General features: G+C 70.6%; 20 protein-coding genes. 13 read left to right on the forward strand and 7 right to left on the reverse strand.

What is annotated here, in order from left to right; translation table 11 throughout:
- Positions 1–1119, reverse strand: coding sequence for a hypothetical protein (locus H613_RS0112830; protein WP_156926004.1), 1119 nt, complete (start codon positions 1117–1119; stop codon positions 1–3).
- Between the two features lie 266 nt (positions 1120–1385).
- Here H613_RS0112830 and rimO point away from each other — a divergent pair, with 266 nt between their 5' ends.
- From rimO to cimA, 7 genes are all read left to right on the forward strand, one after another.
- Entirely contained in the window at positions 1386–2837 is a 1452-nt protein-coding gene (rimO, locus tag H613_RS0112840) for a 30S ribosomal protein S12 methylthiotransferase RimO (RefSeq protein ID WP_026924112.1), read from the forward strand.
- Positions 2834–3415 (forward strand): CDP-diacylglycerol--glycerol-3-phosphate 3-phosphatidyltransferase, encoded by a 582-nt coding sequence (pgsA, locus tag H613_RS0112845; RefSeq protein ID WP_211234808.1) that lies wholly within the window; start codon positions 2834–2836, stop codon positions 3413–3415. Before rimO ends, pgsA begins: the two co-directional genes overlap by 4 nt.
- Positions 3416–3503: 88 nt before the next feature.
- Positions 3504–3923 carry a helix-turn-helix domain-containing protein gene (locus H613_RS32375; RefSeq protein ID WP_084546590.1) on the forward strand — a complete coding sequence of 140 codons (420 nt, stop codon included), beginning with the start codon at positions 3504–3506 and terminating at the stop codon, positions 3921–3923.
- Positions 3924–4041: 118 nt separating this feature from the next.
- Positions 4042–4899 (forward strand): PspA/IM30 family protein, encoded by an 858-nt coding sequence (locus tag H613_RS0112855; RefSeq protein ID WP_026924113.1) that lies wholly within the window; start codon positions 4042–4044, stop codon positions 4897–4899.
- 19 nt (positions 4900–4918) lie between these two features.
- Positions 4919–5701: a phage shock envelope stress response protein PspM gene (pspM, locus tag H613_RS29275; RefSeq protein ID WP_051393307.1), complete on the forward strand. Its 783-nt coding sequence runs from the start codon at positions 4919–4921 to the stop codon at positions 5699–5701.
- 33 nt (positions 5702–5734) lie between these two features.
- Positions 5735–6658 (forward strand): prolipoprotein diacylglyceryl transferase, encoded by a 924-nt coding sequence (locus H613_RS0112865; protein WP_026924114.1) that lies wholly within the window; start codon positions 5735–5737, stop codon positions 6656–6658.
- Positions 6659–6901: 243 nt separating this feature from the next.
- Complete coding sequence (gene cimA, locus H613_RS0112870; protein ID WP_026924115.1) at positions 6902–8506, forward strand: citramalate synthase; 1605 nt, start codon at positions 6902–6904, stop codon at positions 8504–8506.
- Positions 8507–8556: 50 nt separating this feature from the next.
- Here the strand turns inward: cimA and H613_RS0112875 are convergent, their stop codons facing one another.
- A complete protein-coding gene (locus H613_RS0112875) occupies positions 8557–9690 on the reverse strand; it encodes a PQQ-binding-like beta-propeller repeat protein (protein ID WP_169731992.1) in 1134 nt (377 codons plus the stop codon).
- Between the two features lie 116 nt (positions 9691–9806).
- Between H613_RS0112875 and H613_RS0112880 the strand changes: the two genes are divergently transcribed.
- From H613_RS0112880 to H613_RS31715, 6 genes are all read left to right on the forward strand, one after another.
- Positions 9807–10148 carry a hypothetical protein gene (locus H613_RS0112880; RefSeq protein WP_026924117.1) on the forward strand — a complete coding sequence of 114 codons (342 nt, stop codon included), beginning with the start codon at positions 9807–9809 and terminating at the stop codon, positions 10146–10148.
- Positions 10149–10222: 74 nt separating this feature from the next.
- Entirely contained in the window at positions 10223–10999 is a 777-nt protein-coding gene (locus H613_RS0112885) for a fumarylacetoacetate hydrolase family protein (RefSeq protein ID WP_084546584.1), read from the forward strand.
- Positions 10992–12458, forward strand: a complete 1467-nt coding sequence (gene gltX / locus H613_RS0112890; protein WP_026924119.1) for a glutamate--tRNA ligase — start codon at positions 10992–10994, stop codon at positions 12456–12458. Before H613_RS0112885 ends, gltX begins: the two co-directional genes overlap by 8 nt.
- 118 nt (positions 12459–12576) lie before the next feature.
- Positions 12577–12945 (forward strand): PadR family transcriptional regulator, encoded by a 369-nt coding sequence (locus H613_RS26345; RefSeq protein WP_439330247.1) that lies wholly within the window; start codon positions 12577–12579, stop codon positions 12943–12945.
- Complete coding sequence (locus H613_RS0112900; protein WP_156926006.1) at positions 12942–13979, forward strand: DUF1700 domain-containing protein; 1038 nt, start codon at positions 12942–12944, stop codon at positions 13977–13979. Before H613_RS26345 ends, H613_RS0112900 begins: the two co-directional genes overlap by 4 nt.
- A gap of 320 nt (positions 13980–14299) precedes the next feature.
- On the forward strand, positions 14300–15010 hold the full coding sequence (locus H613_RS31715) for an aggregation-promoting factor C-terminal-like domain-containing protein (RefSeq protein WP_051393310.1): 711 nt from the start codon (positions 14300–14302) through the stop codon (positions 15008–15010).
- Here the strand turns inward: H613_RS31715 and H613_RS0112910 are convergent.
- The 5 genes from H613_RS0112910 to H613_RS0112930 form a co-directional block, all read right to left on the reverse strand.
- Positions 15007–15510, reverse strand: coding sequence for an SRPBCC domain-containing protein (locus tag H613_RS0112910; protein WP_084546585.1), 504 nt, complete (start codon positions 15508–15510; stop codon positions 15007–15009). The two genes, H613_RS31715 and H613_RS0112910, sit on opposite strands and share 4 nt — an antisense overlap.
- A 26-nt stretch (positions 15511–15536) precedes the next feature.
- Positions 15537–16619 (reverse strand): GH12 family glycosyl hydrolase domain-containing protein, encoded by a 1083-nt coding sequence (locus H613_RS26355; protein ID WP_084546586.1) that lies wholly within the window; start codon positions 16617–16619, stop codon positions 15537–15539.
- A 184-nt stretch (positions 16620–16803) separates the two neighbouring features.
- Entirely contained in the window at positions 16804–17733 is a 930-nt protein-coding gene (locus H613_RS0112920; RefSeq protein ID WP_035737963.1) for a hypothetical protein, read from the reverse strand.
- 2 nt (positions 17734–17735) lie between these two features.
- Positions 17736–20168: an AAA family ATPase gene (locus H613_RS0112925; protein WP_026924123.1), complete on the reverse strand. Its 2433-nt coding sequence runs from the start codon at positions 20166–20168 to the stop codon at positions 17736–17738.
- On the reverse strand, positions 20165–21325 hold the full coding sequence (locus H613_RS0112930) for an exonuclease SbcCD subunit D (protein ID WP_026924124.1): 1161 nt from the start codon (positions 21323–21325) through the stop codon (positions 20165–20167). Before H613_RS0112930 ends, H613_RS0112925 begins: the two co-directional genes overlap by 4 nt.
- Position 21326 lies beyond the last annotated feature (1 nt).

A 21326-nucleotide genomic window follows, 5' to 3' on the forward strand; every position in this document is an offset into this window, starting at 1 on the left:
TCAGGAGAAGTCGACCTCGAGCGTGTGCGTCTTCTCGCCGGAGATCGGCATCTCCACGCCCTCGTCCGGCCACGCGATCGGCCCCTTGGGGCTGAACTCGAGGGTGAACTGGAGGGCGTCGGCGGGGATGTCGTAGCTCATGTGGTAGGTCCGCAGCTCGCCGCCGTCGCCCCAGTCCTCGGCGTCGTAGTCGACGTTCGCGACCGCCAGTTCGCCGTCGGGGCCGGTGACCTTCAGCGTCGCCGCGGGGTCGATCTCCCAGACCAGGCCGCTGCCGGAGTGCAGCCATATGAAGCTGACCGACAGCCGCGCCCGGTCGAGCTCGGCGACCCAGCCCTCCCCGGGGGCGTAGACCGCGCGGTCGGTGACGAAGTTGGTGCTGTACGTCCAGCCGTCGACCGAGTACTCGTAGCCGCCGCTGGACAGGAACGCGTCGACCGAGTTCTCGACGTAGTCGGTGGTGACCTCGTTGTCCGAGCCGTAGTACAGGCCCTGGATGAGGTCGGCGCGGGTGCGGGAGCGCAGGTCGATCGACTGGGTGCGCTCGGAGTCGGTGACCTCCAGCGTGATCGGGGCGTCCTTCGCGGCCACCGTGAAGTAGACCGACCCGGGGGCCGGGACCTCGCCGGTGAAGTCCCACTGCCGCTCGCCGATGGCGAGCCGGGCGTCGAGGTCGGTCTGGGCGTCGACCTCGTACAGGCCCTCGTGGCCGGGCTCGGGCGCGAACTGCACCATCGTGAACTCGTAGCCCTCGGCGGGCGAGAAGAGCGTCGCGTCCTCGCCGAACAGGTATTCGAGCTGGAAGCCCTCGGGGATCTCGGCGAAGGAGGCCACGCATTCGACGCGGAGCGCGAAGTGGGCGCCGATGAGGGTGCCCTCCTCGTCGGCCAGGCGCGAGGCGTCGCCTTCGGGGCAGACCGAGACGGGGATGTCGTTTCCGACCTCCGTGTAGCCGGCGCGGGTGTGCAGGGTGCCGGTCGGCACTTCGCCGCAGGCGCCGAGGGCCAGGGCGGCGATCGCGGCGGCGGTCAGGGCCGCGGTCCTTCGCGCCGCCGTGGGGAGGGCAGGGTTTATACGGACGGTGTTTATGCGGGCAGGGGGGATGCCAATGGGGGACATGGGACAAGCCTATGGCATCACCGCAACGGCCGATGCGGCGTCGTACTGGGAAGACGCCCGCACCACGGGCCCGGCCCGCGGCAGCGGGGGATTGTGAGGGGGCTGCGCCGATTCAGGCGGTTTGACGAGGCGACCGGGCGTCCGGCCGCGGTGACGGGGGAGACGCCCGCGCGGCCCGTAGGGAGAGGTGCGCCACTCTACCGCCCGCGCACGCTGCGGCCCCCGCCGCCGCCCGGACGGTTCCCGGGGCCGCTGGGTACGCTTTCGTGGTGTCATCAGCTCAACCGGCCGCCAAACGCGTCGCGGTCCTCACGCTCGGCTGCGCCCGCAACGAGACCGACTCCGAAGAACTGGCCGCCCGCCTGGCGGCGGGGGGTTGGCGCATCACCGATGACGGCGAGAACGCCGACGTCGTGATGGTCAACACCTGCGGGTTCATCGAGCAGGCCAAGGCCGAGTCCATCGACGTGCTGCTGGATGCGGCGGGCACCGGCGCGAAGGTCGTCGCCACCGGCTGCATGGCCGAGCGCTACGGCGACGAGCTGGCCGAGAGCCTGCCGGAGGCCGACGCCGTCCTCGGCTTCGACCACTACCCCGACATGGCCTCCCGCCTCGACGACGTCCTCGCCGGACGCAAGGTGGCCTCGCACCGGCCGGCCGACCGCCGCAAGCTCCTGCCGCTGGCCCCCGCCGACCGGCAGGGCGCCGCGGCCGTCGTGCCGGGCCACTCGCGCACGCAGCAGGCGTCCGAGGCCGCCGACGTCGCCGGAGCCCCGGCCCACCTGACGGTGCTGCGCCACCGCCTCTCCGAGGGGCCCGTCGCGAACCTCAAGCTCGCCTCCGGGTGCGACCGCCGCTGCACCTTCTGCGCGATCCCGTCCTTCCGCGGCTCGTTCGTCTCCCGCACCCCCGAGGAGATCCTCGCCGAGGCCGCCTGGCTCGCCGCCGACGGCGTCAAGGAGCTCAACCTCGTCTCGGAGAACACGACCTCCTACGGCAAGGACCTCGCCGACCCGGCCGCCCTGGAGCACCTGCTCGACCGGCTCGCCGCGACCGACGGGATCGAGTGGATCCGCCTGTCCTACCTCCAGCCCGCCGAGCTGCGGCCCGGCCTGATCGAGGCGATGCTGCGCATCGACAAGGTCGTGCCCTACTTCGACCTGTCCTTCCAGCACTCCTCGGCGCAGGTCCTGCGCCGGATGCGCCGCTTCGGCTCCACCGAGTCGTTCCTGGCGCTGCTGGAGCAGATCCGCGAGCGCGAACCGCGGGCCGGCGCCCGCACGAACGTGATCGTCGGCTTCCCCGGCGAGACCGAGGCCGACGTCGAGGAGCTCATGGGCTTCCTCTCCGAGGCCCGGCTCGACGCCACCGGCGTCTTCGCCTATTCGGACGAGGACGGCACCGAGGCGGTCGGCCTCGACGGGCACGTCGAGGAGGACGCCGTCGCCGAGCGGGTCACGCGCGTGTCGATGCTCGTGGACGAGCTGGTCAGCCAGCGGGCCGCCGACCGCGTCGGCGAGACCATGACCGTCCTGGTCGAATCCGTCGAAGACGACGGCGTGGACGGCCGCGGCGCCCACCAGGCCCCCGAAGTCGACGGCTCGATCGCCCTGGTCGGCGAGGTCGACGGCCTCTGCGTCGGCGACTTCGTGACGGCGAAGGTCGTCGACTCGCACGGCGTCGACCTGGTGGCCGAGGTCGTGGAGGAGTCCTGGTGAAGGCCGACCCGCCCCCGGTGTCGCCGTGGAACATCGCCAACGTCGTCACGGTGGCGCGGATCTTCCTCGTCCCGGTCTTCGCGGTGGTCGTGGTCGTCTCCGGCATGGAGCACTCGGGCTGGCGGATGCTGGCGTGCGCGCTGTTCGTGTTCATCTCCGCGACGGACTTCGTCGACGGCTGGCTGGCGCGCTCGCGCGGCCTGGTGACCGAGTTCGGCAAGCTGGCCGACCCGATCGCCGACAAGGCGCTCATCGGCACCGCCCTGGTGCTGCTCAGCTTCTACGACGCCCTGCCGTGGTGGGTCACCGTCGTCATCCTGGTCCGCGAACTGGGGATCACCGGCCTGCGCATGGCGGTCCTCAAGCACGCGGTCATCGCCGCCGGGCGCGGCGGGAAGCTCAAGACCGTGCTGCAGATCGCCGCCGTGGCCTGGTACCTGTGGCCGTGGCCCGAGCCGTTCGACCTGGTCGGACCGTGGCTGATGGGCGCGGCGGTGCTCCTCACGGTCGTGACGGGAATGGATTACCTCTGGAAGGCCTTTAAATTGAGGGAGAGCGAGTCGGGGCGAACGCGCTAGGCTTGCAGAACCCACTCAGGCTCGGCGGAACGGAGTCACGGCTCACAAGCTTCGCCAAGTGGACGACAGCGGCGTGGAGGAGAGTTCGATGGTGTTGCTGCGGGAACTTTTGGGAGAGACCCTGCGTCGGCGCCGCCGCGCCCAGAAGCGGACGCTCCGCGACGTCTCCAAGCAGGCCAATGTCAGCCTCGGGTACCTCTCGGAGATCGAGCGCGGCCACAAGGAGCCGTCGAGCGAGCTGCTCGCGTCGGTGTGCGGGGCCCTCCAAGTACGCCTGAGCGAGGTCCTCGCCGAGGTCTCGCGCGAGGTCGCGACCCATGAGAAGCAGCTCGACGGCACGTCCGGCAAGACGCGCTCGGTGGCGGTGCTGCCGCTGCCGCGCGACAAGGAGGCCATCGAGGAGCAGTCCCGCCGCCGCCGTCACGGACCGCCCGCTTCCATCGCCCAGGCCCGCCCTCGTCACCGGCGTGGCGAAGTGACCGATTCGGTGGTCCGCGCGGCGGCCTGAACACGACCGATGATGTAGTTTTGGCGCATGAGGCGTCACCCTGTCGCACATTGTCGGCGGGGATGTCCGACACTATAGGTACGTCGGCGTTGAAGACATCACCGAAGGGACCCCGATAATGGCCAATCCGTTCGTCAAAGGCTGGAAGTACATGATGGCGCTCTTCGGCGCCAAGATCGACGAGCATGCCGACCCCAAGATCCAGATCCAGCAGGCGATCGAGGAAGCGCAGAAGCAGCACCAGGTGCTGGTCGGGCAGGCCGCCTCGGTGATCGGCAACCAGCGCCAGCTGGAGATGAAGCTCAACCGCTCGATGGCCGAAGTGGAGCGCCTCCAGGCCCAGGCCCGCCAGGCGCTGGTGCTGGCGGACAAGGCGCGCGCCGAGGGCGATGAGGAGAAGGCCCAGCAGTTCGAGCAGACCGCCGAGGTCCTGGCGAGCCAGCTGGTCTCCACCGAGCAGTCCCTCGAGGACATGAAGACCATGCACGACCAGTCCCTCAACGCCGCCGAGCAGGCGAAGAAGGCCGTCGAGAACAACCAGATGATGCTCCAGCAGAAGCTCCAGGAGCGCACCAAGCTGCTCGGCCAGCTCGAGCAGGCCAAGATGCAGGAGACCATCGCCTCGTCCCTGGAGTCGATGTCGCAGACCGCCGCGCCCGGCAACGTCCCGAACTTCGAGGAGATCCGCGACAAGATCGAGGGCCGCTACTCCAACGCCATGGGTCGCGCCGAACTGGCGAGCAACTCCGTCGAAGGCCGCCTCCTGGAGGTCAACCGCGCCACGCGCGACATGGCCGGCGCCTCCCGCCTGGAGCAGATCCGCGCCTCCCTCGAAGGCGACCAGCTCTCCGGCTCGGGCAAGGCCAAGCCCGCCATCGCCTCCAAGGAGACGGTCACCAACGACCGCCTCGCCGACATCCGCGCCAGCATGAACGAGGGCGAGGGCACGGCCGAGGCCGACTCCGCCAAGAGCTGACCCTCCGGGAGGAACCCCCATGGACGCCAAGGCCCGCAAGCGCGCCGTATCACGCTTGCGGTCGCGGTTGTCCTCGGCGAGGTTCTGGACCGTCGTCTCCGGCACCACCGTCGCCGGATCCGCGTTCTTCCTGCCCGTGGGCGGCGTCGCCGGATCCGACGGGGTCTGGGTCGTCGCCGCCGGCTTCTCCACCGCGCTGGCGGCCGTCCGCTGGCTCGACTACCGCCGCCTGGCGCGCGTCATGCCCGCCGAGCGCGAGACCCTCGAACTCCACGGCCCGGCCGGGCTGCGCCAGGAGGCCCGCGGCTTCCTCGGCGAGGCCGCCGACACGCTGCGGCGCGGCCGGATGCGCTCGCAGTTCCGCCGCAGCGCCGCCTTCGGCCCCTACCGGCGCCTCGAACGCGCCAGTGTCACCGCCGAGCGGCTCGCGCAGCGCCTTCAGGGGAACCCCGACGCCGCGGCCGCGCTGGCCGGGGCCGCCAAGGCCGGGCCCGAGCTGTTCCAGTTGGCGCTCGCGGTCCGCGACGTCGAGCAGTCGATCGACATCGCCTCCGGCCCGAGGCAAGGGGCGCTGCGGGCCGACCGGGACCGCCTGATCGAGCGCCTGGAGGCCGGCGTGAGCGCCTATGAGGACATGGTGGTCGCCGCGGGGGAGTGCCTGGCCGGTTCGGTCGGCCTGCGCGAGGCCCTCGCCGCGAACTCGGCCGACGCCACGCTGGAGACCCTCGCCGATGCCGCCGACCGGCTTCGCGCCGCGGGCGCCGCGGCCAGCGAGATTCGCGGAAAAATCCAACTTCAGTAACGTGAAATGCCCTAATTTGATCTAATCTGGGGCGTGAAAACCAAGTATCCACGCGCCGCGGCGATCGCCGCCGCCGCGCTCCTGCCTCTGGCAGTGCCCACGGCCGCGCAAGCGGACGACGCTCTCAGCGAGCCGGTCCTCATGCACTTGAAGGACCATCCCGACCTGTCGCTCGCCTGGAAGGGCGACACCGCCGTGCTCGACACCGAAGGCGACCGGTGGGCCTTCAGGTCGGTCGAGTCCTACGACGACCTCGGCGAGTACCTGATCGTCCACGACGCGACCGGCCAGTGCCTGTCCGTCGCCGACGCGACGGAGCAGAGCGACGACGAGTCCTCGGCGTCGTCGGAAGACGCCGTCGAATCGACGGAGGAGACCGAGACCGACGCCGAAGCATCGGCGCGGCCCGAAGGCACCGAGTTCTCCGACGAGCGCTCCGAGACCGCCGCCGAGTCCTCAGAAGCAGCCGAGGACACCACCGAAGCGGCGGAGGAGACCGAAGGCACCACCGAGTCCTCCGACAAGACCGATGCCGAGACCGACGCCGAACCGCAGAAGGAGGGCGACACCAACGCACCGTTGACGCTCACCGACTGCGCCGACGCCATCGAGTGGACCATCGTCCTCAACGACAACAAGGACGACTACCGCTTCGCCACGCCCGACGGGCGCTACCTCGGCATCGACCGCGACGCCGATGTCACCGAGGGCGCCGAGGTCTTCGCCGTCGCCGTCAAGTCCAGCCGCCACGCCCAGGAATGGCGCTTCGAGACACCCGTCGAGCCCACGCCGGAGCCCTCGACGCCCGAGCAGACGACCCCGGTCGCGCAGCCGAACCTGCCGCAGACCGGCGTCGGCGTGGCGGCCATCGGCGGCGTCGGCCTCGCCGCGGTCGCGGCCGGAGGGGCCATGGCCCTGTGGTGGCGGCGCCGAGCGCTGCGCGGCGGCCAGTGGTGACACACTGATTCCCACATGACGGGAAATGGTGGCCTGCTGGAAGGCCCGGTGGCATACTTCCAACCGTGACCTTCCAGCTCATTATCGGCTGCGGGCGCCTGGCGGAGCATCGGCACTAGATGCCGTCGCCAAGCGCCAGACCTCCTGCGTTCGCAGGGGGTCTTTTTCGTTGGGGCCAAGCGATCGTTCAGGCGGCCCCCGCAGCGGCAGAATCGGAATCCTGAAACTTATCTGGAGCACAACGTGACGCAAACACACACCGTCGGAGAGTTCCACGTCTTCGACACGACGCTCCGCGACGGCGCGCAGATGGAGGGCCTCCGCTACTCGGTGGCCGACAAGCTGGCCGTCGCCGAACTCCTCGACGAGCTCGGCGTCGACTACATCGAAGGCGGCTGGCCGGGGGCGCTCCCCTCCGACACCGAGTTCTTCGCCCGCGCCGCCGAAGAGGTCAACTTCAAGCACGCCAAGCTCGTCGCCTTCGGCATGACCCGCCGCGCCGGGACCACCGCCGCCGCCGACCCCGGCTTCACCGCGCTCCTGGACTCGCGCGCCCCCGCGATCTGCCTGGTCGCCAAGTCCGACATGCGGCACGTCGAGCAGGCCCTGCGCACCACCCCCGAAGAGAACCTCGCGATGATCACCGACTCCGTCCGCACCGGGCGCGAGGCCGGCCGCGAGATGTTCATCGACTGCGAGCACTTCTTCGACGGCTTCCGCCACGACCCCGACTACGCGACGCTCGTGGTGCGCACCGCCCTCGAAGCGGGCGCTGAAGCCGTGATCCTGTGCGACACCAACGGCGGCTCCATCCCCTCCCGCATCACAAGTGCGGTCACTGCCTTGCGCGCCCGCCTCGGGGCCGATCTGCCCCCCGAGCGCATCCGCCTCGGCATGCACGCCCAGAACGACACCGGCTGCGCCGTCGCCAACACCCTCGCCGCCGTCGAGGCCGGCGTCATGCACGTCCAGGGCACCGCCAACGGCTACGGCGAGCGTCCGGGCAACGCCGACCTGTTCAGCGTCATCGGCGGCCTGGAGACCAAACTGGGGATGCGCGTCCTCCCCGACGGCTGCCTGGAGAAGATGACCCGCATCTCGCACGCCATCGCCGAGATCGCGAACATGACCCCCAACGAGCACGCCCCGTACGTCGGCCACGGCGCCTTCGCGCACAAGGCCGGCATCCACGCCTCCGCGATCAAGGCCGACCCGGCGCTCTACAACCACATCACCCCCGAGACCGTCGGCAACGACATGCGCATCCTGGTCACCGAGATGGCCGGGCGCGCCTCGGTCGAGCTCAAGAGCCGCGAGCTCGGCGTCGACCTCTCCGGCGACAAGGCCGCTCTCGACAGGATCACCAGGCGTGTCAAGGAACTCGAGGCGAAAGGCTGGTCCTTCGAGGCCGCCGACGCCTCCTTCGAGCTGCTCGTCCGCGACGAGGTCTCCGGCGGCCTGCCCCGCCCGTTCACGCTCGACACCTACCGCGTCATCGTCGACCACGACCCCGAGGGCCCCACCGTCGCCGAGGCCACCGTCCGCCTCGACGTCGATGGTGAACGCGTCATCGCCACCGCGCAGGGGAACGGCCCGGTCAACGCCCTCGACGCCGCCGTGCGCGGCGCCCTGGCCGCCCGCCACCCGCGCCTGGCCGAGCTGAGCCTCTCGGACTTCAAGGTCCGCATCCTCGCCGGGTCCACCGGCACCGACGCGGTCACCCGCGTCCTGATCACCATGGGCGACGGCGAGACCGAGTGGACGACCGTCGGCGTCGCCCCCAACCTCATCGAGGCCTCCTGGAACGCCCTGGCCGAAGGCCTCGCCTACGGCCTCAACCGCCGGTAAGCGCAAGCGGACGGCCCCGGCGCACTCGCGCCGGGGCCGTCCGCTTGCGTCTACTCGAAGACCGCCAGTCGCTTCTGCTGCATCACGCCGCCGCCGAACATCGTGAACGACCCGCCCGCCGCCAGGCTCGCGCCGCCCGGATGCGGCTCGAGGTCCCACACGCCGATGACGCCGTTCGCGTTCGGGTTCCACGACAGGAGCGCCCCGCTCTCGTCCACGGCCAGGAGCTTGCCGCGCTCGGCCTTGACCCCGTCGACGCATTCGCCGTGCGGACCGGCGTTGTCCGTGACGCAGGCCTTGTCGAAGTGCCCGCCCGCGATGATCGCGTCGCCCCACACCGCCACGGTCTGCATCCCGCCGTCCACGGCCTGGTACCACAGGGCCCGGCCGGTCATGTCGAACGCGCGCACCTCGCCGCCGCGCCCGTCCAGCGCCGCGTACACCCGGTCGCCGTCGACCACGACCTGCCGGGTCAGGACGTACACGTCCGCCTGGAAGGTCCGGTCGACCCGCCCGGTGGACGGATCGAGCGCCGCGAGGTGCGCGAACTGCTCCTCGCCCTCGACGTCGCTGAACCCGCCGGAGACGTACAGCCGCCCCTGGCCGGCTTCGAGGTCGCGCACCGAGCCGTCCGCCAACCGCGGCGTGAACGAGTCGACCACCGCGCCGTCCTCGGCGCTCACCGCGGCCAGATACCGCTGCGCGAGGCCGCCGACCGACGTGAACTGGCCGCCCAGATAGACCCGGTCGCCGAGCGGCTCCACGGCGAACACCCGCGCCGACGGCCGCGGCCGCCAGCTCTCGTCCAGCTCCCCGGTGCCCAGGTCGAAGCGGGCCACGCGCGGCATGGACACGCCGTCGACGTGCCGGAAGCCCCCAGCCGCGTACAGGTACTCGGAGGTGGTGACCACCTCGTTCACCACCCCGTCCAGCACCGGCGCGAACGGCAGCAGCTCGCCGCTGGAGGAGTCGACCGCCGCCAGGTAGTAGCGCCGCGAAGCCGTGCCGTCGACGTCGATGGCGCGCGTGAACGCGCCGCCCGCGTACACCACGTCGCCGTCGTAGGCGACCTTGTGGATGTCGTCGTTGAACGAGGCGCTGGCCACGGGCAGGTCGGATCCGATGGCACCGGCGGGGAACTGGGAGGCTATCACCAGGCAGAGCAGGGCAGAGAGTGTGATCAATCGGCGCACCACGGCAGTCTCCCATGAGGACTGGCGCGCGGGCCGCATTCGACGCGGCGAGTCCGCCGCCAGTGCGCGCACCGCCGTTATGGCCGCTTCGTACTAGAGTTGACGGCGTGACTTCCTACAAGACCGATCGCGCCCGTGCCGCGGCCTACGCCGCGAACTCGGCGGTGTACTCACGGCGCCGATTCGTCTCGGGCCTGTTCCTCGGCCTCGTGATCCACGTCCTGCTCGCGCTGGCGCTCGGCTTCGTCCTGGTCGACAGCATCGGCGCCTCCGCCGCCGCCCGGCTCGGCTCCACCACGCTCTCCTGCCTCATCGCCACCCCGCTGACCTGCGCGCTCGGCTTCGCCATCGGCCTGTCGGCGCGCCTGCGCCGGCTCGGCATGGGCCTCGTCGTCGGCGCCCTGATCGGCACCGCCGCCATTGTGGGCCTGTTCTGGTTCACCGCATAGTCGCTTCACCGCCCGAGCGCGCCGAACTAAGCTGAGGTCGACAGCTTCGACCGAGTCTTAGAGAGGGGCGCAGTGTGCGCATCGCACGGATCGCTCACCCCACCGGCATGTCATTCGCGGTACTCGAAGGGGAGGGCCCCGGCGCGACCGCCGCAGAGATCGAGGGCCACCCGTTCGCCCAACTCAAGATGACCGGGCAGCGGTGGGCGCTCGAGGACGTGCGGCTGCTCGCCCCGATCCTGCCGTCCAAGGTCGTGTGCGTGGGCCGCAACTTCGCCGACCACGCCGCCGAGCTCGGCAACGAGGTCCCCGCCGAGCCGCTCATCTTCATCAAGCCGTCCACGTCCGTCATCGGCCCCGGCGAGGCCATACGGCTCCCGGCCGTGTCCGACCAGGTCGAGCACGAGGCCGAACTGGCCGTCGTCATCGGCCTGCCCGGCGCCCGCGGCGTCGACAGGGAGACCGCCGCCGCCTCGATCTTCGGCTACACCTGCGCCAACGACGTCACCGCCCGCGATCTCCAGCGGAGGGACGTCCAGTTCACCCGCGCGAAGGGCTTCGACTCGTTCTGCCCGATCGGGCCCTGGATCGAGACCGACGCCGACGTCTCCGGCGCCGAGGTCCGCTGCGAGGTGAACGGCGAGGTCCGCCAGCTCGGATCGACCAAGGACATGGTCTTCGACCCGGCCACGCTCGTCTCCTACATCTCCCAGATCATGACGCTGCTGCCCGGCGACGTCGTCCTCACCGGCACGCCCGCCGGAGTGGGGCCGCTCGAAGGCGGCGACGCCGTCGCCGTCTCCGTCGCCGGCATCGGCACGCTGACCAACCAGGTGGTCCCCAGTGAGTAACGTCCGCACCCGCTTCTGCCCCAGCCCCACCGGCCTGCCGCACGTCGGACTCGTGCGCACCTGCCTGTTCTCGTGGGGCTACGCCCGCGCCAAGGGCGGCGAGTTCGTCTTCCGCATCGAGGACACCGACGCCGCCCGCGACACCGAGGACTCCTACAACCAGCTCGTCGAGGCGCTCTCGTGGCTCGGCATGGGCTGGGACGAGGGCCCCGACATCGGCGGGCCGCACGCGCCCTACCGCCAGTCGCAGCGCTCGGACATCTACGCCGACGTCGTCAAGCGCCTGGTCGAGGGCGGCTACGCCTACGAGGCGTTCTCCACCAACGAGGAGGTCGAGGCCCGCCACAAGGCCGCCGGGCGCGACCCGAAGCTCGGCTACGACAACTTCGACCGGGACCTCACCGAAGCCCAGAAGCAGGCGTTCCGCGACGAAGGGCGCAGGCCGGTGTACCGGATGCGGATGCCCGATGCGGACATCACCTTCGTCGACGCCGTCCGCGGCGAGGTCACCACGCCCGCCGGAACCGTGCCCGACTACGTCATCGCCCGCGCCGACGGCTCGCCGCTGTACACGCTGACCAACCCGGTCGACGACGCGCTCATGAAGGTCAACATGGTCACCCGCGGCGAGGACCTGATGTCCTCCACGCCCCGCCAGATCGTCATGTGGCGCGCGCTCATCGAGCTCGGCCTGGCCGAGGAGGTGCCCGAGTACGCGCACCTGCCGCTCATCGTCGACGAGCGCGGCAAGAAGATGTCCAAGCGCGACCCGCGCTCGGACCTGCTGAAGTACAAGCTGGAGGGCTACCTGCCCGAAGGCGTGCTCAACTACGTGGCGACGCTCGGCTGGTCGATCGCCGCCGACCGGGACGTGTTCACCGTCGCCGAGTTCCTTGAGGCGTTCGACCTGCACGACGTGAAGTCCAACCCGGCGAGGTTCGACGAGAAGAAGTTCGACGCGATCTGCGCCTCGCACTTCCGCATGGTCCCGGCCGATGAGCTGACCGAGCTGCTCGTCCCCGAGCTCCAGAGGCGCGAACTGCTCGACGGCGAGCCGAACGAAGCGGAGCGGCACGTCCTCGACGTGGCCGTCCCGCTCGTGCAGGAGCGGTGCACGACGCTCGCGCAGGCCGCCGAGATGCTGCGGTTCCTGTTCTGCGGCACCGAGGTCGAGCTCGACGAGACCAGCGCGAAGAAGACCTTCAAGGACGACGCCGCTCAGGTCCTCGACGCCTCGATCGCCGCGCTCGAAGGGGCCGAGTGGACCACCGGCGCGATCGAGGAGGCGTTGAAGGCCGCGCTCGTCGACGGCATGGGCCTCAAGCCGCGCAAGGCGTTCGGCCCGGTGCGGGTGGCGATCAGCGGCAAGACGGTCTCACCGCCGCTGTACGAGTCGATGGAGCTGCTGGGCAAGGAAGTGAGCCTGGCGAGGCTCCGCGCCGCCAGAGCGACGCTGTAGCACCAGGCCTCTGTAACACCGGGGCTCTGTAACACCAGGCCCGAGAACCGGTCCCGCCGAGGCGGGGCCGGTTTCGTCGTTTCCGAAGGCCGCACACGCACGACACCGCTACTGTGCAATGCATGGTACCGTGTTAAGCGTGGATAGATCGCAACTGCTCAAGGGGCTGCTGGACATCATCGTCCTGCGGGTCTTGGAGACCGAGGACGGCTACGGCTACGAGATCCTGCATCGGTTGCGGGCGGCGGGATTCGACGAGCTCGGCGACGCCTCGGTCTACGGCACGCTGCGCCGGCTCTACCGGGCCGGGTACCTGTCCACGTACGTCCAGCCCAGCGAGTCGGGGCCGCACCGCAAGTACTACGCGCTGACCGAGCCCGGCAGGAAGTACCTGCACCAGATGCGCGACGCCTGGGAGGACGTCAGCGCCAAGATGCGGGCCTTGTTCGACACCGTGAACGGCACAGCCGAGAAGGGGCAATCATGACCGACACTCCTCAAACGAACACGGACATCATGGACTACCGCCTCGCGGTCGAGCGCCACCTGGCAGACCTGCCCGCGCCCATCCGCGAGGACCTCCTCAACGGCTTGGAAGAGCACCTGGCCGAGGTCTCCGCGGACTTGGAACCCGGCGTGCCGCTGTCGCACCTGCTGGGGAGTCCCGAGGCTTACGCCAGGGAACTGCGCGAGACCGTCGAGGTGCCGAAGGGCGGCGTGGCGGAGCGGTTCCGCCGGGCCGTCCTCGTTCCGGTGACAGACAGGCTGAAGAGCGCGTCCAACCGGTTCGCAAGGGGAGCGGGACTCGGTGATTTCGACGATCTTCGCAAGGCGCTCAAGCCTGCGTGGTGGGTGCTTCGCGGCCTCATCGCCGCGATGCTGACCTGGTATCTCATGTTCGGGACGGGCGCTGCCGTGACCTATCCGGTCATTCGGACCGAATTGTTCATCGCGGCTTCTCTGATCGGGGCCGTGCTGCTGTTCGTCTGGCTGTCGCTGCGGCTCGGCGTGCGGTCGCAGAACTGGAGTCGCAAGTATCGAGTGCTCGTGACGGTCGCCGGGCTCTACCTCCTCTACGGGGGCTGGGCGACCTTCGCTTCGTCGTTCATCGACGATGCCCTGTTCGACACGCCTATCACCATGACACAGTCCACGACCACCGACTTCGATCACGCACAGGACATCTACGCGTACACCGAGGACGGCGAACTCCTGACCGACATCTACCTGTTCGACGAGGATGGGGAACCGCTCATGATCGGCGACCCCTCGTCCTGCGAATACGAAGGGACGAGCCCGTTCGCGGAGGAGACCGATCTGCCCGGCCAGGGCTCGCCGCCCTACGGATACGACTCTCGCTACGGCTACCTGTACCCGCTGTGCATGCCCGACGACGACTCGACCATGCTGCCTGAGCCCGAAGGCGCGGCGACCTCGTCGCCGTCGCCCAGTGGAGAGTCCTCCACGACGCCGGTGGAGACGCCGAGCGGCGAATCGCCCACGATACCGACTCAGGACTGAGATCCTCACGTTTCGGAGGAAATTCCGGTCGGCTACGTCCTTATCGCTTAGCGTGACGGCATGAAACGACTGTCACCAACCTGTGATATTGCCCTCTGTAGACCTTGGTGGTCGAAGTTCTGCCAGCTTGCGGAGTGTCAATGGGCCGAATGGACGAACCAGATGCGCTGTCGTTCGGTCGCCGGGAGCCTTGCGCGCGATAGCGTAGGTATCGGTCAAAACGGTCGAACAATGGTTTCGTCCCCAAACGCGAGTGTGCCGTATTGGCGTGATTACTCGCAGGCAGGACCCTGTTATCGGTGGTCTCTAGCCTTACGCGGGTGCTTCAACCCAAAAAGCTGACCCAGGCGAAGCACGCGGCACACGAGGCGCCCACCCCAGGGTTCCCCAATGTCCTCAGACACCGCGTCTTCGCGTCCATCGCCGCCACCGTCGTCGCCTTCACCTCGGCGACCACGGCCGGTGCGGCGATCACCAACACCGACGACCGGAGCGAATCCGAGCGTCTGGCCTCCGACATCGTCGCCGAGGCCGCCGCGGCCGACCCGCAGTGGCAGGAGGTCCCCGTCATGGAGACCATCCTGCCGGTCAAGAACCAGGGCACCAAGGACGTCGAGAAGTCCGAGGCCGCCGAGATGCCGGAGGAGGAACCGGTCGAGCCGGTCGAAGAGGAAACCTCCGAAGCGTCTTCAGGCCCGTCGGTCGACATCGCCGCCGACTGCTCCGAATACTCCGGCAACAAGGCCGTCGGCTGCACCATGACCCTCGACGCCGGCTGGGGCCTCGACGAGTTCGCCTGCCTGGAGTCCCTGTGGGACCGCGAGTCCGGCTGGAACGAGCAGGCGTACAACGAGGGCTCGGGCGCCTACGGCATCCCCCAGGCCCTGCCCGGCGACAAGATGGCCGCCAACGGCGACGACTGGGAGACCAACCCGGCCACCCAGATCTCCTGGGGCCTGGACTACATCGAGGGCCGCTACGGCAGCCCGTGCGGCGCGTGGTCGCACTCCGAATCCAACGGCTGGTATTAAAGCGCCGCCTCCAGCCGGTTCATCAGGAACAGCAGACTCCCGTCGAGGTGGGCCGCGTCCTGGCTGCCGTCGGCGTCGGTGAACGCCGTCACCGTGTACTGCTCGGTGTAGTCCAGGCGCGTCCCCTCACCGGCGGGCTCCATCTCGACGGTCACGAGCGAGACGTAGCGCGTCAGGCCGTTGATCGCGAACCGGTAGGCGAACACCAGGCGCCGCCGCTCGACGACGTCGAAGATGCGGGAGCTCCATTCGAGCTGCTCGGTGGTCCCCGCGACGTCGCTGACGCCGCTGGCGGTCTCGCCGCCGCCCGGCCTGAAGTCGAGCTCGTGGCCGGTCGAGCCGGGCATGCGGAACCAGCGGTCCCGCGCCTCCAGGTCGGCGAAGGCGGCCCACACGCGCTCCGGCGGCGCCCCGAGTTCCCTCGAGATCGCCGCCGTACCGTGCACTGCCCTATCGATTTCGTCGCCCGCCAGGGCCTGGGGTGAAAGCTCGGTCGCCATCGCCCAACCCTACGTCGGCGGGCGAACTAGCAGCCGACGTCGAACGACGCCGCCGGGCCGGAGGCTATGAAGCCGAACACCTCCTTGCTCGTGCCCGCGTCGACGTGGGCGTTCCATTCCACGTCGGAGGCCGTGACGGTCGAGCCCGACTGCGATATGTCGACGTTCCAGGAACTGGAGAGCTGCTGGCCGCTCGGCCACTGCCACGACAGGTCCCAGCCGTCGACGGCCTGGTCGTCGGCGTGGATCGTCACCGAGCCCTGCCAGCCCGAGCCCCAGTCGTTGACCACCGCGACGCTCGCCTGGCACGAGCCGGACGGCGGGTCGGTCGGGTCGTCGGGGTCCTCGGTCTCGTCGGGCGGATCGGTCGGCTCGGAGCTGCCGCCGCCGATGTCGAGCGAGTAGCTCTCGGTGCTGAACCGGTTCCCTCCGGCGGACGAGGTGATCTCGTAGCCGAACTGGATCTGGTCGATCCGCACGTCCGGCATGCGCCCGGTCTCGTAGAGCCACTGGGCGATGTCGCTGATGCCGACCGTGGTCGAGGTCGTGTTGCCGCTGCGGACGAAGCTGTAGACCTCGTTGGCGCCGTTGTTGCCCCGGTAGTAGTCCCACGTGTGGCCGCCGACGGTCACGGTCGTCTCGTAGCTGCCGAGCGGCCCCACCGGGCCGACCTTCGCCAGCCAGATCATGATCTCGTGCTCGTGACCGTTGCCCCACACGTCGTAGGTGGCGTTGTAGGCGACGCCGCTGCCGCCGCTCGGGGCCTCGAAGGTGACGCTGCTGTCCACTTCGGGCATCTGGCTGACCTGCTCGCCGAGCGTGTAGGAGACGTTCGGGTAGCTCTTGATGCCTCCGGTGTTCGGGTGGTCGGCGTCGACCCACCAGTGCGACTGGTCGACCGCCGAGATCGTCTGGGTTCCGGCCCCGGAGCCCCAGATGTTGTTGTAGAGCGTGTAGTCGCCGAACATGGTGTTGCCCCACTGGTCGCTGGAGGTCCAGGTGGGGGAGGTGTGGTCGGCGTGCGCGGTGTAGGCCGTGGAGGCGGCCGAGACGGCCAGCGCCAGGGCCGCGAAGGCGCCCGTCACCGCGATCTTCCACGGTCGTCTCATGCGTGGTTGCTGTTTCATGTCGTGCCCTTGTGCTCGGGGCGGGAACGCGCGGATGCCGGGAACGACCGCCGCTGCCGCCGGGGAGGCCGACGCCGCCAATTAATATTGACGAACGTCACTACAATCTCAGTGTAGGGTCGGCCGGGCCCGGGCGCAATGCGCCGCCGGTTCCGCGGCGGCTTCGCTAGAGCGGGGCGTCCGAGAGCCGCGCCGCCGACGAGGCCCGCACCGAGCGCAGCAGCAGCCGCGCGTCGCCGAGCCGGCGCTTGAGGCGCCGCTCCAGGCCCGCGATCGGCGTGAGGTTCTGCGGGGCCCGCGCGTCCTTGTGCGCGGCCGACCCCAACGGCGGCAGCGCCGCCGCGGTCGCGTCGGCGAGAGCGATCGCCGCCTCCTCACTCAGCGCGTCGGCCGCCTCGATCCGCGCCACGCCCGCCCAGCCGCGCGACCCGGCCCCCGGCAGTCGCAGGTACCACGAGTAGCGCGGCCACGTCGTCATCAGATAGAACACCGGCGTGCGCTGCCCCGGCCGCAGCCGCTCGACGACGCCGTTCAGCGGCCCCTGCAGATACGACCGGTGGTGGCTCTTGATGTAGCCCACCGCGTTCGGGAGCCTGGTCCGCCCGCGCAGCGTCCCGTCGAGCACGGACAGCTCGGCGTCCGCGGCGACGGCGGCGGCGACCTTCGCCTCCAGCGCCGCCATCGCGACCTGGCTCGCGGCGATCAGCTCCGCCGAGTCGGCCGCGTCGGTCTTGCGGTACGGGTACTGCCCGAAGTCGGTGCCCGGGTCCAGCGGGGCGAACAGGCCGCGCTCGACGGACGACTCGATGACCGCCGAAGCCCCGCCGTCGAGGTCGCACACGACCGCACCGGCCGCCCACGAGACGCACACGCCCGGCCAGCGGCCGGTCTCGTCGCTCAGCTCCACGCGCGCGTCCACGCGCCTGACGCCGTCGACCACCAGCAGCCGCCTCGGGCCCGAACTCGGCGCGTCGACCGGCATCCAGCCCTTGACCGGCATCTCGACCTCGGCGTTGACCGTGGCCGAGTCCGAGCGGGACGGCGACTCGGCGTTGTCCGCGAAGGACGGGTCCCACGCGTCGACGGTGATCTGCACGGCTACTCCATGGTCTTCTCGACGTGTGAACCCTTGGCGTCCTTGAGGATCCGGAACCGCACCGGCACGCGCTCGGCGAGGTCGGCGACGTGCGTGACCAGGCCGACCGTGCGCTCGCTGGAGACCGTCAGCGCCTCCAGCGTGCTGGCCACCGCGTCCAGCGTCTCGGGGTCGAGCGTGCCGAAGCCCTCGTCGAGGATGATCGACTCCAGGCACGCCCCGTCGCGCGAGAGGCTCGCCAGCTGGTCGGACAGCGCGAGCGCCAGCGACAGCGACGCGGCGAACGTCTCGCCGCCCGACAGGCTCCGCGCGGGGCGCGCCATGTCTGCGTCGTGGTGGTCGACCACCCAGAAGTCCTGGTCGCGGTAGATCAGGTCGTACTGGCCGCCGGTGATGCGGCTGAGCATCACCGTCGCCCCGGTCACGAGCTCGTCGAGCGCCTCGCTCAGCAGCCACTCCATGAACCGGCGCGCCTCCAGATGCGTCGCAAGCGCCTTGGCGACCTCCGTCTCGCGGGCGTAGCGGCGCGTCTCGGCGTCGAGCTCGACGCGCTGGCGGCGGGCCTCGGCCAGCCGCTCGGCGGCCGCTCGGGCCGACTCGACGGCCGCGGCGTGCGCGGCCACGTAGTCGCCGCCGGTGCCCGTGCGCGGGACGGCGACGTCGAACTCGGCCATCGCGCCGAGCAGTTCGGCCCGGAGCGTGGCGGCGCGCCCGTCGAGCGAGTCGAGCTCCTCGCGCGCGGCCCCGCGTTCGGCGGTGGCCCGTTCGAGCGCCCCGGCCGCCCAGTCGACGAGCCGCTGCCAGCTCTCGGCCAAGTCAGTGCCCGCCGCGGGCGGCCCGAGGACGGCCACCTGGTCCCGGGCGTGCCCGAACTCGCGCCACGCCCGCTGCTGCTGCTCTTCGGCCCCCGCCTTGCGCTTCTCGGCCTCCCGCAGGGCCCGGCGCGCGGCCTTGAGCGCCGCGGCGGTGCCGCCGAGCAGCTGCCTCGCCTCGGCGGCGGCTTCGCGGCGGCCTTGCAGCACACCGGCCTCGGGCACGTCCTTGAGCTTGTTCTCCAGGCGGCGGCGCTTGACGTCGAGCTCGGTCAGGCGCTCCTCGTAGCTGTCGAGGCGCGCCTGGAGGTTCACGACCGCGGCCTGCGCGTCCTTGTACTCGGCGGTGGCCGTCTGCGACGCCTGCTGGGCCTCCTCCAAGGCCGCCGAGAGGTCGCGCTCGGGGACGGCCTCCACGGGCCGGTCGCACACCGGGCAGTCCTCGCCGCCGACCAGTTCGGCCCGCAGCGTCCCGGCCAGGTCCGCCATGCGGGCCTTGTGGACGGCCGCGTGCTGGATCTCGACCTCCTCGGCGGCGGCCCCTTCGAGCTCCTTGGCCTCGTCGTACTGGTGGCGCAGCTCCTCGGTCAGCTCGCGGCCGGTCTTCAGGCTCGTCTCGGTCTCACCGAGCTCCTCCCACGCCTTGAGCTGGCGTTCGATGAGCGCCAGATCGAGCCCGTCGAGTTCGGCGCGGAGCCGTTCGTCCTCGGCCTCGGTCGCCTCGACCTCGGCGGCCTTCGCCTTGACGCGCTCGGCCGCGTCGGCGACCTGCGCGGCGACGTCGTCGACGCCGCCGGGCCGCTTGATGTACGTCAGGGACGCCAGGTTCGCCTCGGCCTCGCTCGAACGCCTGCGGGCGGCCTCGGCGGCCGTGTCGAGCCCGTCGAGCGCACCGGCCTTGTCCCGCACCGACTCGGTGAGCTTCTCGAGCTTCTCGACCCGCAGCGCCGCCGCCGATATGTCCTCGTCGGACACCTGCGGGACCTTCTGCAGCTGCGCCTCCAGGGTCCGCTGCGCGGTGGCGGCGGCGTCGCGCCTGGCGCCCGCGAGCTGCTGGACGCGCCGGTAAGCGCTGTGCCCCAGGAGGTTCTCAAGAATCTTGCGCCGGTCGGCGGCGGTGGCGTGGAGGAACTCGGCGAACTCGCCCTGTGGCAAGAGCACGCACTTGGTGAACTGGTCGAACGGCAGCCCCACGATTCGCTCGGCGGCGGTGCTCACCGTCGACGGACTCCCGGCGAGCGCCCTGCCGAGGCCCTCGACCAGCTCGGTGTCGTCGGCCGGGTTCACCCCCTCGGGCAGCTGCTCCAGCGCGGCCATCGTGGTCTTGACGTTGCCGTTCTTGTCGCGGCGCAGGATCCTCGTGGCCACGTAGTGGACGCCCGCGGCGGCGAACACCAGCCGCACCCGGCCCTCCACCGCCGACGGCGCGATCGCGTGCTGCGTGGTGTTGTTGCGCCAGCGCGGCGTGCGCCCGTACAGCGCGAAGCACATCGCGTCGAGCACCGTGGACTTCCCGGCGCCGGTCGGCCCGGTGAGCGCGAAGAAGTCGACATCGGTGAAGTCGAGCGTCGAGGCCTCGGTGTAGGAACCGAAGCCGTGCATGTCCAACCGGATCGGCCTCATGACGACTCCTCTGCCGCGACGGTCTGCGTCTCCTCGTACAGCTCGGCGAACAGCTTCGCCACCGCCGGGTCGTCGTGCCCGTTCTCGGCGAGGTAGGCGCCGAACAGCTCGCCGGGACTGCGCCCCGAGCGCCGCTGCCGCGGCGCGGCCGCGTCGGCGCGCATGACCGGGTCGATGTGGATCTGCACGGCACGCGGGAACAGGTCGGCGACCTCGCCGCGCAGCCCCGCCCTGGCCGGCTCGGTGACGAACACCCGCAGCCACGCCCGCTCGTCCACTTCGGCCTTGCCCAGCTCCGCGAGCGTGCCCCGCAGCGTCTTGAGCGGCACCGCCGCGGTCAGCGGCACCTCCCGCACCCGCGCCGGAGTGTCCGCGGTGACGTCGACGATCGTGACGCTCGGCGCGTGGTCCTCCTCGCCGAAGTCCACCGCCAGCGGCCCGCCCGAGTACCGGATCGGGCACGGCCCCTCGATCTTCTGCGCCTTGTGCAGGTGCCCGAGCGCGACGTAGTTCGTCGAGGCCGGGAAGACCGCCGCAGGGACCGCGTAGTCCGCGACAGTGTGGACCTCCCGCTCGCCCCCGCCGACCCTGCCGCCCACGACCGTCAGGTGCCCGCAGAACAGGTCCACCTCGTCGCCGCTGAAGCCCTGCGAGAGCGCCGACACCATGCGCCGCAGGTGATCGGCGTAGGCCGACTCGGTGTCCGCCGTGCTCAGCTCGAACAGCTCGGCCGCCCGGACCGCGTACCGCTGGCTGACGAACGGCAGCGCCGCGAGCCGCCACCGCTCCCCGCTCGCCGTCTCGCCGGTGACGAGATGGTCGGCGGCCTTGCCGATGCGGCCCCGCAGGTGGATCCCGGCCGCGGCGGCCCACGCGCGCAGCGCTTCCAGCGCCGGTCCGTTGTCGTGGTTCCCGGCGATCGCCACCACCTCGGCGCCCGTGCCGCGCAGCGCCGACAGCGTCGCCGTCAAGAGCTTCTGCGCGGCGCTCGAAGGCGAGGCCGTGTCGTACAGGTCCCCGGCCACGATCACCAGGTCCACCTGCTCGGTGCGAGCCGTCTCGACGATCTGGCCGAACACGGCCCGCTGCTCGTCCAGCCGCGCCCGGCCCTTCAGCGTGACGCCGACGTGCCAGTCGGAGGTGTGCAGGATTCGCAAG

This window comes from Glycomyces arizonensis DSM 44726 (genome assembly GCF_000482705.1).
Classification (GTDB): domain Bacteria; phylum Actinomycetota; class Actinomycetes; order Mycobacteriales; family Micromonosporaceae; genus Glycomyces; species Glycomyces arizonensis.